The sequence below is a fragment of the Thermobacillus xylanilyticus genome, from assembly GCF_907165215.1.
Taxonomy (GTDB): Bacteria; Bacillota; Bacilli; order Paenibacillales; family Paenibacillaceae; genus Thermobacillus; species Thermobacillus xylanilyticus.
The window spans coordinates 1-14096 of sequence record NZ_CAJRAY010000087.1; the positions used below are offsets into that span (position 1 = coordinate 1).

Consider the following 14096-nt stretch of genomic DNA (forward strand, 5'->3'; position numbering starts at 1 on the left):
TTGCCCAGCTACATCAAGGCTTGTTTGCCCATTTCATACTGCGAAAGTTGAGTTCAAAGATTCGATTTTCTTCTCAAACCGGAGCAAAAGAAATCCGGTAATTACGATAGGAAAGCCAAAATTGGAAATAGATGTAGTGATCAATGAAATAATAGACGATTCCTCCATTACCGCTCACCCCCTTGAGTGATATCCCGTCTTCCATTCACTTCGCGCCGAGCAAGGAACTTCTCATTTTTTTGAGGGCTGTATGTCGGGTTTTCGTAATGGCTTGCTGTGACACTTTCAGCAGCGTGGAAATCTCCGTATCCATAATGCATGCCGAATAAGAAAGCGTTATCACAACTCTTTGCTTATATGTGAGTTCTGAAAAGATGGCATACAATTCGGGATTCTCGAGCCTCGATTGAAAGTGATTGGGATCAAATGTCGGGTCGTCCATGTCAGCCTGTCGGGCCAAACTCAACAGATAATCACCAAAGCATTGGGCCTCGTCCTCTCCGACAGGCGCATCGAATGTCAGCGGGTATCGTTGCTCGTATTTTCGCCGCTTTCTGTGGTAATCGATATTTGCATATTTAATGAGGGAGAAAAGATACTTCTTAAACCGGAAACAAAACAGAAATTTGCGAAAAGCGAGATCCAGTTCATCTTCCAACTCCGGTGACGGATTGCATATCAACCTCCCGAACAATGCGATATGGTAAGAAGACTCAAAGAATTTTTTAAGGATATTATTCTTGAATAAATTTGGATGATTTAATTTGAACTCCAGAAAGCACCTTATTTCATTTGACAGAGAACAGTTGGCTGCACGCACGTCAGAACTCATGATGTACAACCCTCCTCCGTTGGCTTTTGTAAATAAAAGTGTAATTGCAAATCAATAACACAACCTTGAGGGAATTTATTCTCTTGATGGCAAGTAAAGGGTTTCTTTTACTACTTTCTACGATGAGATGAGAGGGCGATATTCATTGACCAGGCGGGTTGTGCAATAGAGGGCTGACTTCACTTTTATATATTGAAAGATAAAATTTAAGAGGAGGGGAAAGAAAAGTGGCTCGCCCCAATACCTACATGGAACGAATATTGCAGATGAAGAAGGAGCTGTATGAACTCTCCAAACGATTGTCAGAATGTCATCCGGAGGACACGGAATTTTACGCAAGGATTGCAGAGCAATTTGCTGTATACATCCAGAACATTCAGAGTTAATGCCTGAAATCATCCGGTTCAACGGGCTGCTGTGCGATGGAACCTGTCCTGGAAAACCAATAATTGAACGTTTGCATGCCTGGCTGCCATTCGATATAATGGACGGGAACACACATTCGATTCTCAGGCGGGGCGCTTCCCCGTCAACGTTGAAAGGGGCATCCGTCCGGTGGCCAATGACCGCATCATAATCAAGGGGGCGCGAGCCCACAATTTAAAAAATATCGACGTGGAAATTCCGCGCGACAAGTTCGTCGTCCTGACCGGACTCAGCGGCTCCGGCAAGTCGTCGCTTGCGTTCGATACGATCTATGCCGAGGGGCAACGGCGGTACGTCGAATCGCTGTCGGCCTATGCCCGGCAGTTTCTCGGCCAGATGGAGAAGCCGGACGTCGACTCGATCGACGGCCTGTCGCCGGCCATCTCCATCGACCAGAAGACGACGAGCCGCAACCCCCGTTCGACCGTCGGCACGGTGACGGAGATTTACGACTATCTGCGTCTGCTCTACGCCCGCATCGGCAGGCCGCATTGTCCGGAACACGGCATTCCGATCGCGGCCCAGACGGTTGAACAGATGGTCGACCGGATCATGGAATACCCGGAGCGGACGCGGCTGCAAATTTTGGCGCCGGTCGTCTCCGGCCGCAAGGGCGAACATACGAAGCTGCTCGCCGACATTCAGAAACAGGGATTTGTGCGCGTACGGGTGAACGGCGAACTGCGTGACCTCAGCGAGACGATCGAGCTGGAGAAGAACAAGAAGCACAACATCGAAGTCGTCGTCGACCGGATCGTCGTGAAGGAAGACGTTGCGGCGCGGCTGGCGGACTCCCTGGAGACGGCGCTCAATCTGTCGGACGGCAAGGTCATTGTGGACATCATCGGGCAGGAGGAGCTGCTGTTCAACGCGAAGCTGGCCTGCCCGGAATGCGGCTTCAGCATCGATGAATTGTCGCCGCGGATGTTCTCGTTCAACAGCCCGTTCGGCGCCTGCCCCGAGTGCGATGGCCTCGGCGTGAAGATGATCGTCGATCCCGATCTGATCGTAAGCAATCCGCAGCTGACGATTGAAGAAGGGGCATTCGAGGCGTGGGCGGGAAGCACGTCCAACTACTACCCGCAATTTCTGCGCGCGGTATGCGAGCATTACGGCATTCCGACGAATGTGCCGGTGTCGGAACTGACGGGCGAGCAGATGAAGAAACTGCTCTACGGCACCGGTGGCGAGAAAGTCAGGTTCCGCTACGAGAACGACTTCGGCCATACGCGCGACGCGTATGTGGCGTTCGAAGGGATTGTCCACAATCTGGAACGCCGCTACCGGGAGACCGCGTCCGACGGCATCCGGGAGTTCATCGAGCAGTTCATGAGCGCGAAGCCGTGCGGCACCTGCAAGGGCCACCGGCTGAAGAAGGAAAGCCTGGCCGTGACGGTCGGCGGGCAGAACATCGCGCACGTGACGTCGCTGTCGATCGGCGAGGCGCAGAAGTTCTTCGCCGGACTCGAACTGAACGAGAAGGAACAGACGATTGCCCGCCTCATCCTGAAAGAAATCGACAACCGGCTCGGCTTCCTGGCGGCGGTCGGGCTCGACTACCTGACGCTCAGCCGCTCGGCGGGCACGCTGTCCGGCGGTGAAGCACAGCGCATCCGGCTGGCGACGCAGATCGGCTCCAGCCTGATGGGCGTCCTCTACATTCTGGACGAGCCGAGCATCGGCCTGCATCAGCGGGACAACGACCGGCTGATCGAGGCGCTGCGCAAGATGCGCGACCTCGGCAATACACTCATCGTCGTAGAGCACGACGAAGACACGATGCTTGCGGCCGATTACATCATCGACATCGGGCCGGGCGCCGGCATCCACGGCGGCCGCGTCGTCGCGCAAGGGACGCCCGAAGAAGTGATGAATAACCCGGATTCGCTGACAGGGCAATATTTAAGCGGGCGGAAGTTCATCCCGGTCCCGGCGGAGCGCCGGAAGCCGGACGGCCGCTGGCTCGAGGTGCGCGGCGCGAAGGAGAACAACCTGAAGAATCTGAATGTGAAGATTCCCATCGGCCTCTTCACGGCTGTCACCGGCGTCTCCGGCTCCGGCAAGTCGACGCTCGTGAACGAGATTCTGTACAAGGCGCTGGCGCGCGATCTGAACCGGGCGAAGACCCGCCCCGGGGCGTACAAGGAGATCCGCGGCCTCGAACATCTCGACAAGGTGATCGACATCGACCAGTCGCCGATCGGCCGGACGCCACGCTCGAACCCGGCGACGTACACCGGCGTGTTCGACGACATCCGCGACGTATTCGCGAACACGAACGAAGCGAAGGTGCGGGGCTACAAGAAAGGCCGCTTCAGCTTCAACGTGAAGGGCGGACGCTGCGAAGCGTGCAGCGGAGACGGCATCATCAAGATCGAGATGCACTTCCTTCCGGACGTCTATGTGCCGTGCGAAGTGTGCAAGGGCAGACGGTACAACCGCGAGACGCTCGAAGTGAAGTACAAGGGCAAGAACATTGCGGAAGTGCTTGAGATGACCGTCGAAGACGCGGTCGAGTTTTTCCGCAACATCCCGAGAATCCACCGCAGGCTGCAGACGCTGCTCGATGTCGGCCTCGGCTACATCAAGCTCGGGCAGCCTGCGACGACACTGTCCGGCGGGGAAGCCCAGCGCGTGAAGCTGGCGTCCGAACTGTACCGCCGCAGCAACGGCCGGACACTCTACATTCTCGACGAGCCGACGACCGGGCTGCACGTGGACGATATCAGCCGCCTGCTGCAGGTGCTGCACCGGCTGGTCGACGCGGGCGACACGGTTCTCGTCATCGAGCACAACCTCGATGTCATCAAGACGGCGGACTACATCGTCGACCTCGGGCCCGAGGGCGGCAGCGGCGGCGGCACGGTCATCGCGACCGGCACGCCGGAAGACGTGACGGCATCGCCGAACTCCCATACCGGCCGTTACCTGAAACCGATCCTCGAGCGCGACCGGAAGCGCACCGAAGCGCGCCAAGGCGTCGAGATTGCGGCAGCGAAAGCGAAGTAAGCCCAATAGTCAGAAAGGCCAGCCTCATGCAGGCTGGCCTTCTTTCGTCACAAGCCCCGGGTGAGCCGGATGTACAGATCCAGTTCGCGCCGGAACCACTCGCCGTAACCCGATGCCGGATAAGCGGTCCACTCCGACAATCGCTCGGGGTGCTGCACCGCGATCCACAAAACGTCAGGGGACTCGGGATCCGGGTAGAACAGCAAATCTTTGTGTCTCGGTTCGTTCACCCCGGGCTCCGGCAGGACAGGGTTCTGAACGAGCCGCGCCCAGGTTCGGGAGTCCGCCGCGATGCCGTCTTCTTCGGCGGATTCGCTGGTTGACAGGAAAGGCCACTCGTCTTCATGGACGACTTCAGCCTTGTCTCCCGGTGCCATCGCATATCCCCGGATGACGAGCCAATAAAGTGATTGCAGGTGCTTGGTCAGCGCAAGGACGACGCTGAAGATTGTCCCACGCCCCAATCGGAGCGTTGGGCGGGTTTCTCGCGATCGCGATGCTGGCCTTGCTGACGAGTTGGACGTCGAATCCGTGGATCATGGCGCCGTTCGGCGCAAGCTGCGTGCTCGCCTTCGGCATCTGGGACGCGCCGTTCTCCCGGCCGCGCAACATCGTCGGCGGACAGCTGATCACGACGTTGTCCGGTATCGCATTGTTCCATCTTTTCGGGCAGAGTGTCTGGGTGATGGCTGCCGGCGTCGGCCTGGCGATCGGACTCATGATGCTGACGAAAACGACGCATCCGCCGGCCGGCGCCGACCCGCTCGTCGTCATCGCGGGCCGCAGAGGGTGGTCGTTTCTGCTTGCGCCGGTTCTGATCGGCTCGGTCCTGATCCTGGCCGCGGCCGTGCTCATCAACAATCCGGACCACTAAGAAATACCTGACGTCCTGGAACTGAAGCCGGGTATCCGTCGCGAAGAGCGGATATCAACGGGACTGAAGCCGGTCGTCAACCCAGGCGAGCAGCTCGGGCCGCTCGCGCCACAGATGCAGATGATCGCCGGCGTACGCGGCGGCTTCCGTGGTATCCCCGACCACGATTCTTTCCGGCATTTTGCGGGGAAGACGCTTCTTGCCGGTCAAAAAATCGGGAATATGCGGATTATAATGCACGGCTTGCCGGAACAGACGCTTGAGAGCCGGCGTTATACCGCGCATCCCGTATTCGGTCAGCAGGCGGTTATAGTTGAATTCGGCGGAAATGTCATCGGCGTAAGTCTGGTTCATCAGTTTGTCCGCCGCTCCGTACTCCTTCAATTCAAGGTATGCCAGAACCAGCAGGTAGCGCGCGCCCTGGTTGTCGTTCGGGTTCAGCTCGAGCAACTCTTTGTACTCGCGGATGGCTTCCCTGTGTCGGCCTGACTTATGCAGCGTGTGGGCAAAGCCGAATTTGGCGCGCATGAAAGGCCGGGTTTTGAGGATGCCCCAGAACAACCCCCTGTTTTCTCTGAAAAACTTTCGGCCCAGGTGCTTCTTTCCGGCTTCCATGCCTTTGCGGTAGTATTCCAACGCTTCTTCGGGGGAAGACGACTCTTCGGCCAGAATGTTCCAGGCATCCGCGCTGTCGGGATAGATTCGGAGAGCCTGGCGCGCCAAGTCGATTCTTTTGGTCGGCGAAGGTTCGTCCCATGTGTAGTACAGCAGGATCTGCGCCAGTTCGGCAGGGTCATCCGATTCCCGTGCCAATTGTTCCAAGGCCTCGGGGGAATCCGCCAATTGTTTGAGATTCGGCGGCATGCCGACGGCCCGGGGCTGGCCGGGGGCTGCATTCTCCTGTTCGTACAGCGCTTCGGCGAACGCCTCGAGATCCTTGTACCGCCGGGAGATGGCCGACGCGGATACATCGTATTTTTCGGCCAGGGAGGTCAAGGTGACGCCTTCGATGCCGAAAGCCTGCGCGGTGAAGTATTCCATCGCCCCCGCGATGACTCCGGCGGTGCGCAGGACGGGCTGAGCCGTACCGGTGTACAGGTTCAGCATGGTGACCGCCATCGCGATGTGGTCCAATTCGTATTCGCCGGCCATCCGGTTCGCCAGATAGCGGGCGATCATTTGATAGAGCACGTTGCCCCACTCCAGCTCATGCTCGATGAGACTGACCACGTCCTCGGCGGTGATCACGGGATCGGAGAAATCATCTTCGGGTTCATCCGCCGCGGGCTGTCCGGGAGCGATGCGGGTGACGTTTGCGGCCTGGTCCTTCTCCAGACAGCAGCGTTTGTACTTTTTGCCGCTGCCGCAGGGACACGGATCGTTACGGCCGACTTTTTTCACAGTCATAACCTCCCTGAGCCGGGTTGTCTTTCCGGTCGATATCTTGTCCCATTATATCAAAAAATGCGGGCGGGGACGTTATTTTGGGCATGCTAATGTCAGGCTGTCATGCGGCGCGTGACAAAGTTGTTAACAGTGCGAAGAAAGGCTTGCAACCGGAGCCGTGACAGGCTAACATAGAACGGAGATAAGTGTTTACCCTGGGTTGACGATTCAGAAGGAGGTCCCCCCATGTTGCTTCTTGCAGAAGAGACCGCATCCGCGAGCAGCTTCGACCCGTTCGATATCATGATGCTGCTGTTTACCGTTGTCATTGCCATCGGCCTCGTACGGCTGCTGATGGAACGGCCGCGCAAGAACTATTTTGCCATCGGCTTTGCGCTCGTGTCCCTCGCGATTTTCCTGTTTATCGATTACGTCATGATTTTCGAGGTCTGGGCCGGTTAATCGGCCGACAGGTTTGCATGAGCACATACATAGAGCCTCCCGCTGGAGCAAGCGGAGAGGCTCTTGTTGTGTAACCGGTTATCCGTTCCGGCGGATCGCATCGATGATCCACCGGAACAGGATAAGGTCTTGCTTCGCGTCCTCCGGCGTCGTCTTCGGCACGACCCCGCGGGTCACCACGTCGTGGAACGTCTCGATCTCGACGGTGTACGGGTCCTTGAAGGTCGGCCGGGTCTCGGACACGGAGAAGGCGTCGCCGTCCGTCTCGTCGACCATCAGCACGGTCGGCAGGTGACGGATGTACGGGGTATTGTACTGCACTTTGACTGCTTTGGCGTCCGAGTACACTTCGAGATGCGCGTCGAAGCGGCCGATCCGGTGGATGCCCGTCTCGAAGGTCGCGTTGAATCCGTCGAACTCGAACAGCGCGTGGATGAACGAACCGCCGTTCCATTGCGCGGCGGAGATGACGCGGTCCGGCATGCCGATCAGCTCGCGCATCGCCGACAGATCATGGCTGCTGAGCCCGTTCAGCAGCCGGTATGTGCTGACCAGATCGGCCGGGGCGTCGCCGATCGCCTCGGCAGCCTGCTGCGCCGCAAGCCGCTTCCGCTCGGCCATCGCTTCCTCCGGGATATCCGTCGGGCGGAAGACGCGGCTCGATTGGCCGATGAAATAGCCGTTCGGTCCGATCAGATCCCGGACGCGCGCGTAGCGGATCGGCCCCATGTTCCGAACCAGCTCGACCGCCTCGGTGAAGGCGGGCGCGTAGCGCCGCATGTAGCCGATCATCACCTGCGTGCCAGCCTCGTCCCGGGCGCGGATGATGGCGTCCGCGTCGGCGAGCGTCAGACACATCGGCTTCTCGAGCAGGACATGCTTCTTGTGGCGCAGCGCGGCCAGCGTCGCGGCGGTGTGGTATTCGTCGCTGTTCAGCACGAATACGGCGTCGAGCGTCTGCACCGCGCAGAGCGATTCCGCATCCGTGAAGCGCATCGCTTCGGGAACGCGGTACCGCTCGCCGATGAACCGAAGCAGGCTGGGCGAGATGTCGCAGATGGCGGCGATCTCGAACCGGTCATCCATCGAGGCGAGAATCGGCAGATGGATAATCTGCGCCACTTCGCCGAGTCCGATAATGCCGACTTTCACTCGTGTCATCGCAAGATCAGCTCCTTCGGTGGCTTGAGGTGGACGGAAGCGACAACGCCCCGACGCGCTTGAACGGATGGAGACGCGTCGGGGCGATGGTTTCGTTCCAGGGGAGACGGGCAGGTTATACCCACCACATCTCGCCCAGCGGTTCGCGGATCAACACTTGCTGCAGATTTTGCACGGCTTTCGTGAATCCTTCTTCAACGGACATCAGACCGTCTTCGTGTTCGATGCTGACGACATAGTCGTAGCCGACCAGCCGGAGGGCGCTGATGATGTCGGCCCAAGTCTTCAGATCGTGGCCGAAGCCGACGGTGCGGAACTGCCATGCGCGTTCGAGCATGTTCGTGTACGGCTGCATGTCGGTCAGGCCGTAACGGTTGACGTTGATCGGATCAATCGACGTATCCTTCGCGTGGAAATGGTGAATCGCGCCGGCGCGGCCGAGAATATGTACGGCTTGCACCGGATCGATGCCTTGCCACCACATGTGGCTCGGGTCGAGGTTGGCGCCGATCGCTTCGCCGGCCGCTTCACGCAGACGGAGCAGCGTCGCCGGCGTATGGACGGAGAAGCCGCCGTGCAGCTCGAGCCCGATCTTGACGTTCCGTTCGGACGCATATTTCGCAATTTCGGTCCAGTACGGAATGACTTTGTTCTTCCATTGCCAATCGAGAATTTCCTGATAGTCGTTCGGCCACGGCGCGACCGGCCAGTTCGGATATTTCGCGTCCTCGCTGTCGCCGGGGCAGCCGGAGAACGTGTTGACGACCGGCACGCCGAGCTTCGATGCCAGGTCGATCGTCTCGCGGATGGTCTGGTCGTGTTCGCTTGAAATCGCTTTCTGAGGATGAAGCGGGTTGGCATGGCAGCTCAGCGCGCTGATGATCAGGCCGCGGGATTCGACCGCCTTCAGGAACGCCTTGCGCTTGCTCTCGTCGGCGAGCAGTTCCTTCCGGTTGCAATGCGCATCTCCCGGATAGCCGCCGGTGCCGATCTCGACCGCTTCCAGTCCCTTCGAGGCGACGTAGTCAAGCATTTCCTCGAACGGTTTCTGGCCGAAGAGCACAGTGAAAATGCCAAGTTTCATGGTTCGCGAACAGCCTCCTTCGATTCCCCGATCGGGAATGTCATCGCTTTCCCGTCCATTATATCATGCCCATTTTTCACATTGAACGGCGTGCGCTGCGAAATGCCAATTTTGAATAGCAACAGGCCAAACTTGCAGCGGAGCGGGACCTGACTTTGCCGTCTTTCCCTCGTCATGCTATTGGAATCGCGGACGCAGGGTGTTACACTGAGTTACAGAATTTCACGATGCGTGAGCGGACAACCTGGAGGACCAACGATGATGATACGGAACGGCTTGCGACGCGAAGACATCGAACTGCTGGCGCCAGCCGGCAACTGGGACTGCCTGCGGGCGGCGGCGGCGAACGGCGCTGACGCGGTGTACTTCGGCGTCGAGCATTTCAATGCGCGGGCGAGGGCGCACAATTTCCGGATGGAAGAACTTCCGGAAATCATGACCTTCCTTCGCCGCTATGGCATGAAAGGCTACCTCGCCTTCAACATTCTCGTCTTCGAAGATGAGCTGGAGGAGGCGAAACGGCTGACGGAGGCATGCGCGGATGCCGGGATCGATGCGGTCATCGTGCAGGATCTGGGCCTCGTGCGCATGATCCGCGAGATCTCGCCCGACCTGCCGATTCACGGGTCGACGCAGATGACGATCACCTCGCCGGAGGCGGTCGAGTTCGCGGCATCTCTCGGCATTGAACGGGTGGTGCTCGGACGGGAGAACAATTTGAAGCAGATCCGAACCATCGGCAGCCAGACGTCGCATCCGCTTGAAGTATTCGTCCACGGCGCGCTGTGCGTTTCCTATTCGGGCCAATGCCTGACCAGCGAGATGTGGGGCGGCCGGTCGGCGAACCGCGGCGAATGCGCGCAGGCGTGCCGGCTGCCTTACGACCTGATGGTGGACGGCGAGCAGAAGGAGATGGGCGACGTTGCCTACCTGCTCTCGCCGAAGGATCTGGCCGCGATCGGACTCGTGGCGGAACTGATCGAGGCGGGCGTCATTTCGTTCAAGATCGAAGGCCGGCTGAAAAGCCCGGAATACGTCGCGAACGTGGTGAGCAAATATCGGGCCGCCATCGACCGCTACTTCGCGGGAATCGATGCGGAACCGTCGAAGGATGAAATACGGGAGCTGCAGCAAAGTTTCTCCCGCGGATTCACGCCGGGTTTCCTGCTCGGTACGAACAACAAGCAGCTTGTCGACGGGACGTTCCCGAAAAGCCGCGGCGTCTATCTCGGCCGCGTCGAACGCGTCACCCGGGACGGCGTCATTTGCCGGCTCGAGGCGCCGCTCAAGCGCGGCGACGGCATCGTATTCGACGCGGGCGATCCGGAGAAGCCGGAAGAAGGCGGCCGCGTCTATGACATCCGCCGGCAGGGCGCCAAAGTCGAAGGCGAGGCGCTGGAGGGCGGAACGTACGAGATCGTGCCCGGCCGCCATGACGTCGACCTGAAGCGCGTGAAGCCGGGCGACCGGATCTGGAAGACGAGCGATCCGGCGCTTGACCGGCGGCTGCGTCAGACGTTCGAGACGGACAAGCCGTACCGCGCCTTCCCGGTGCGCGTCAACGTCAGCGGACGCGCGGGTGAGCCGCTCCGGACGGTATGGACCGACATGCAAACGGGCATCCGCGTGGAAGCGGACAGCGAGATTCCGCTTGCCGTCGCGGAGAAGCGGCCGATGGACCGGTCGCTGCTGGCCGAGCAATTCGGGCGGCTCGGCGGGACGATTTTCCGGCTGGAGGAGCTGGACGTCGAACTCGAAGGTTCGGTCATCTTGCCGATCAGCGAGCTGAACCGGCTCCGCAGGGAAGCGGCGGCGAAGCTGGAAGACGCGCGGATGAAGCCGCGGCCGTACGCGAAACGGAGCATCGATCCTTACGCCGACGTCCGGCGCGCCGAGGCCCTTGGGGGCGAGCCGGAGCTGACCGCGCTGTGCCGCAATATGGAACAGGTGGAAGCGGCGTTTGCGGCGGGCGTCGGGCTCGTCTACGCGGATTTCGAATTCATCCGGCAGTATCCGGAGGCCGTCCAGGCGGCGCGCAGGGCCGGCAAGCGGATCGCGCTGGCAACGCCGCGCATCCATATGCCGGGGGAGAACGGCTACCACAACATGATCCTGAAGCTGGAGCCCGACGCCGTGCTGGTCCGGAATACGGGGGCGCTGCAATTCTATCTGCGGAAGCGGGAAGAAATGCGGGCATCCGGCGACGCGGAGCGTTTCCCGGAACTGATCGGCGATTTCTCGCTGAACATCGCCAACCACAAGGCGGCGAACCTGATGCTGGATCTCGGCTGCACGCGGGTTACGCTCTCCTATGATCTGAATGCGCAGCAGATGATGGATCTGCTGCGGCGGATGGACGGCTCGAAGGCGGAGATCGTCATCCACCAGCATCTGCCGATGTTCCATACGGAGCACTGCGTGTACTGCACGTTCCTGAGCGACGGTACGGACTACACGAATTGCGGCCGTCCCTGCGAGAAACATCGCGTGTCGCTGCGGGACCGGATCGGCATGTCCCATCCCGTCCGTGTCGACGACGGCTGCCGCAATACGGTGTACAACGCGATCGAACAGTCGGGCGCCGAATATTTGCGCAGCTTCATCGAGCTCGGCGCCGGCACGTTCAGAGTCGAATTTCTCGAAGAGCGGGCGGAGAAGGTGGAGGAAGTCATCCGGCTCTACACAGACGCGATCCGCGGCAAAATCGGAGGCACCGAAGTATGGCGCACCCTCAAGGCGATCAACCAGCTCGGCGTCACGCGCGGGCAGTTGGTCAAGTAAGGATGCGCCGTGCGCGGACGGCCGCATTCGGATGAGAAAACGGCACGTCCGCGTGCCGTTTTCGCGTCTTGACGGTTGTTGCGGCGGCCGGTGGAACGGAAGGAATTTTGTAAGAAAAAATCGTATTGTGCAAGAAAGTATTCCATTTTTCCTAAACCAATAGTACGATTAACCTATATTCCATGGAAATGGAGTCTTTACCCATGCATCACATCGAGCAACATGGCGAACCCGACAACAACAGAGAAGAAGTGCTGAAGCTCGAACAGGCCGTGCAGAACGGACAGCTGCCCGAATGGGATGCGCTGGTCCGGCTGCCCGAGTCCGTCCTTTTCCGTTCGCCGCTCCTGCTGCGCGCCGGGGCCGTGCGGCTCATGCTGGAAGGAAGGCTGCGGGAGGCGCGGAGATGGGCGCAGGAAGCCGTGAAAGCGTTCGCGCTGATGGCGGACCATCGCGAGATGTTGTCGATGATCGGCCTGTTGTCGCTGATTCATGTGCGGATCGGCGATTTCTCGGACAACGAGGCGATGCTGATGCATCTGGACGCAGAAGTAAGACGCGATCCGGACCGGTGCGGCGGCTACGTCTGGTGGGCGCTGGCACGGGGAAAATGCTGGACACGGACGACCGCTTTTCTCGCGCCGCGCCTGATCGACGACGATTTCGCCCGGGCGGCTGACCGGTTTCGCGAAGACGGAGACGCGGTCGGTTTTGCCTACGTGCTGCTCGACCGGTGGATGTATGATCCGGCGGGCATGAAGAAATGCGAATGGGCCGGGCGCATCGCCGAACTCGGCCGGTGGGCGGCGCTCAGACCGGAATGCGCGGCCGTGCACGACGCGCTGACAAGCGAGTCGGGCGACGGGCTGCCCGCCCGATACGCCTACATGATGGACTCGCTGTGGTCCGACACCGATGCCGGAGTCGGCTGGCCGGAGGGCGAGCTGCGCTACGATGTGGAAGTGCAGATGTTCGCCTGCCGGCTCAACGTGGCGCGCCGGCTTGCGGAAGGCGAACGGACGGATGCGGCCATGGCGCTGCGGCAGCTGGAACTGCTGCATGAGGAGATGTCGACGCCGCGAACATTGGCTTGGGTGGCGGAATACAAAGGCAAGCTCGGCTTTGCGGTTGTCCAGGCTTCGGTCCCGCGGACCATCGAGCCCGCGGACGCGCCGGCGGAGGAGCGGGGGAACCGGATGCGCATCCAGCTGATGTCCGGCATCCGCATTTTCCTGCCGGACGGCACGTCACTCCAGCCGAAATGGAGGCGGCGCAAGTCGCGCGAGCTGTTCGTCTATCTGCTGCTGCAGCAGGATTACCGCGCGCTTCGCAATCAGGTATTGGATCATCTGTTCGGCGAAGCGGACTCTTCCCGGGTGGCGAATCATTTGTATGTCTCGCTGCACGAGCTGCGCAGCGCGCTGGCCGGCATCGGATTCGAAGACGCGATCGAAGTCCGCAGCGGGCTGGTCGGATTCCGGGAGTCGGTCGTCGACATGGTCGACGTCGAGCAGTATGTGACGCAGTCGCGCGTCGGCGACCAGCTGTGGGCGTCGGACCGCGACGCGGCCGTCGTGCTCTACCTGGACGCCGTGCGGAAGTACGGGCTGCTCGGAGCCGACATGCCGGCGTCGGACTGGCTGGAACGGTGGCGGATGCAGCTGCTCGAGCGGCAGACGGTGATGCTGCGCAGACTGGCCGAGTATTACATCGAATTGTCCGAAGACAGTCACGCGGAGCAATGGCTGACCGCCTGGATCGATCTGCGGCCGGATCAGGAGGAAGCCTATCAGGCGATGATCCGGTTCTGGAAAGAGCGCGGCCGCCACGCCGAGGCGGTCGGCTGGTACAAGCGGCTCGAGCGCGTCTTCCGCGAAGAATTCGGCGTCGAGCCGCTTGAGGAGACGAAGCGGCTGGTATGGGAAAATTGAGGACCCGGGCGCGCAAGGCAGGGGCGGCCTTCGCGCTGCTGCTCGCCGGCGCGGCGGCCGGCTGGAGCGCGGCGGCGCTCTTGCCGCATGACGCCGCTGCGGCAGCGGCAGCCGGGCTGCTGGCGGCGGCAGCCGGAGCCGCGGGATGGG

11 protein-coding genes are annotated in these 14096 nt (G+C 60.3%); 6 read left to right on the forward strand and 5 right to left on the reverse strand.

The window, feature by feature from the left end:
- Window positions 1–190: hypothetical protein (locus tag KJQ12_RS19825; RefSeq protein ID WP_342344887.1), on the forward strand; the 190-nt coding region annotated here is incomplete at its 5' end.
- Between the two features lie 15 nt (window positions 191–205).
- Here KJQ12_RS19825 and KJQ12_RS16610 read toward each other — a convergent pair.
- The gene (locus KJQ12_RS16610) at window positions 206–832 is read right to left on the reverse strand and encodes a sigma-70 family RNA polymerase sigma factor (protein WP_213486168.1); all 627 of its coding nucleotides are present in this window, start codon (window positions 830–832) and stop codon (window positions 206–208) included.
- A gap of 555 nt (window positions 833–1387) precedes the next feature.
- On the opposite strand from KJQ12_RS16610, the gene uvrA reads away from it, so the two are divergent.
- Window positions 1388–4267: an excinuclease ABC subunit UvrA gene (gene uvrA, locus KJQ12_RS16615; RefSeq protein ID WP_213486171.1), complete on the forward strand. Its 2880-nt coding sequence runs from the start codon at window positions 1388–1390 to the stop codon at window positions 4265–4267.
- Between the two features lie 47 nt (window positions 4268–4314).
- Here uvrA and KJQ12_RS16620 read toward each other — a convergent pair whose 3' ends face one another.
- The gene (locus tag KJQ12_RS16620) at window positions 4315–4644 is read right to left on the reverse strand and encodes a hypothetical protein (protein WP_015253217.1); all 330 of its coding nucleotides are present in this window, start codon (window positions 4642–4644) and stop codon (window positions 4315–4317) included.
- 71 nt (window positions 4645–4715) lie between these two features.
- On the opposite strand from KJQ12_RS16620, the gene KJQ12_RS16625 reads away from it, so the two are divergent.
- On the forward strand, window positions 4716–5141 hold the full coding sequence (locus KJQ12_RS16625) for an HPP family protein (protein WP_213486173.1): 426 nt from the start codon (window positions 4716–4718) through the stop codon (window positions 5139–5141).
- 54 nt (window positions 5142–5195) lie between these two features.
- On the opposite strand, the gene KJQ12_RS19700 is transcribed toward KJQ12_RS16625, so the two are convergent.
- On the reverse strand, window positions 5196–6542 hold the full coding sequence (locus tag KJQ12_RS19700; RefSeq protein WP_244860660.1) for an SEC-C metal-binding domain-containing protein: 1347 nt from the start codon (window positions 6540–6542) through the stop codon (window positions 5196–5198).
- A 231-nt stretch (window positions 6543–6773) separates the two neighbouring features.
- Between KJQ12_RS19700 and KJQ12_RS16635 the strand changes: the two genes are divergently transcribed.
- Entirely contained in the window at window positions 6774–6989 is a 216-nt protein-coding gene (locus KJQ12_RS16635) for a hypothetical protein (RefSeq protein ID WP_213486175.1), read from the forward strand.
- 78 nt (window positions 6990–7067) lie between these two features.
- Here KJQ12_RS16635 and KJQ12_RS16640 read toward each other — a convergent pair whose 3' ends face one another.
- Together KJQ12_RS16640 and KJQ12_RS16645 are read right to left on the reverse strand one after the other, a co-directional pair.
- Window positions 7068–8150, reverse strand: coding sequence for a Gfo/Idh/MocA family protein (locus KJQ12_RS16640; RefSeq protein WP_213486176.1), 1083 nt, complete (start codon window positions 8148–8150; stop codon window positions 7068–7070).
- A 115-nt stretch (window positions 8151–8265) separates the two neighbouring features.
- Entirely contained in the window at window positions 8266–9234 is a 969-nt protein-coding gene (locus KJQ12_RS16645; protein ID WP_015253222.1) for a sugar phosphate isomerase/epimerase family protein, read from the reverse strand.
- A gap of 261 nt (window positions 9235–9495) precedes the next feature.
- On the opposite strand from KJQ12_RS16645, the gene KJQ12_RS16650 reads away from it, so the two are divergent.
- Window positions 9496–12015, forward strand: a complete 2520-nt coding sequence (locus tag KJQ12_RS16650; RefSeq protein ID WP_425315986.1) for a U32 family peptidase — start codon at window positions 9496–9498, stop codon at window positions 12013–12015.
- Between the two features lie 203 nt (window positions 12016–12218).
- Complete coding sequence (locus KJQ12_RS16655) at window positions 12219–13946, forward strand: AfsR/SARP family transcriptional regulator (protein ID WP_213486178.1); 1728 nt, start codon at window positions 12219–12221, stop codon at window positions 13944–13946.
- The last annotated feature ends 150 nt before the right edge of the window (window positions 13947–14096 follow it).

Coding starts and splice junctions, on each gene's coding strand:
- KJQ12_RS16635 (WP_213486175.1), top strand. CDS start 6,774: ATGTTGCTTCTTGCAGAAGAGACCGCATCCGCGAGCAGCTTCGACCCG.
- KJQ12_RS16640 (WP_213486176.1), bottom strand. CDS start 8,150: ATGACACGAGTGAAAGTCGGCATTATCGGACTCGGCGAAGTGGCGCAG.
- KJQ12_RS16655 (WP_213486178.1), top strand. CDS start 12,219: ATGCATCACATCGAGCAACATGGCGAACCCGACAACAACAGAGAAGAA.
- KJQ12_RS16645 (WP_015253222.1), bottom strand. CDS start 9,234: ATGAAACTTGGCATTTTCACTGTGCTCTTCGGCCAGAAACCGTTCGAG.
- KJQ12_RS16650 (WP_425315986.1), top strand. CDS start 9,496: ATGATACGGAACGGCTTGCGACGCGAAGACATCGAACTGCTGGCGCCA.
- KJQ12_RS16620 (WP_015253217.1), bottom strand. CDS start 4,644: ATGGCACCGGGAGACAAGGCTGAAGTCGTCCATGAAGACGAGTGGCCT.
- KJQ12_RS16610 (WP_213486168.1), bottom strand. CDS start 832: ATGAGTTCTGACGTGCGTGCAGCCAACTGTTCTCTGTCAAATGAAATA.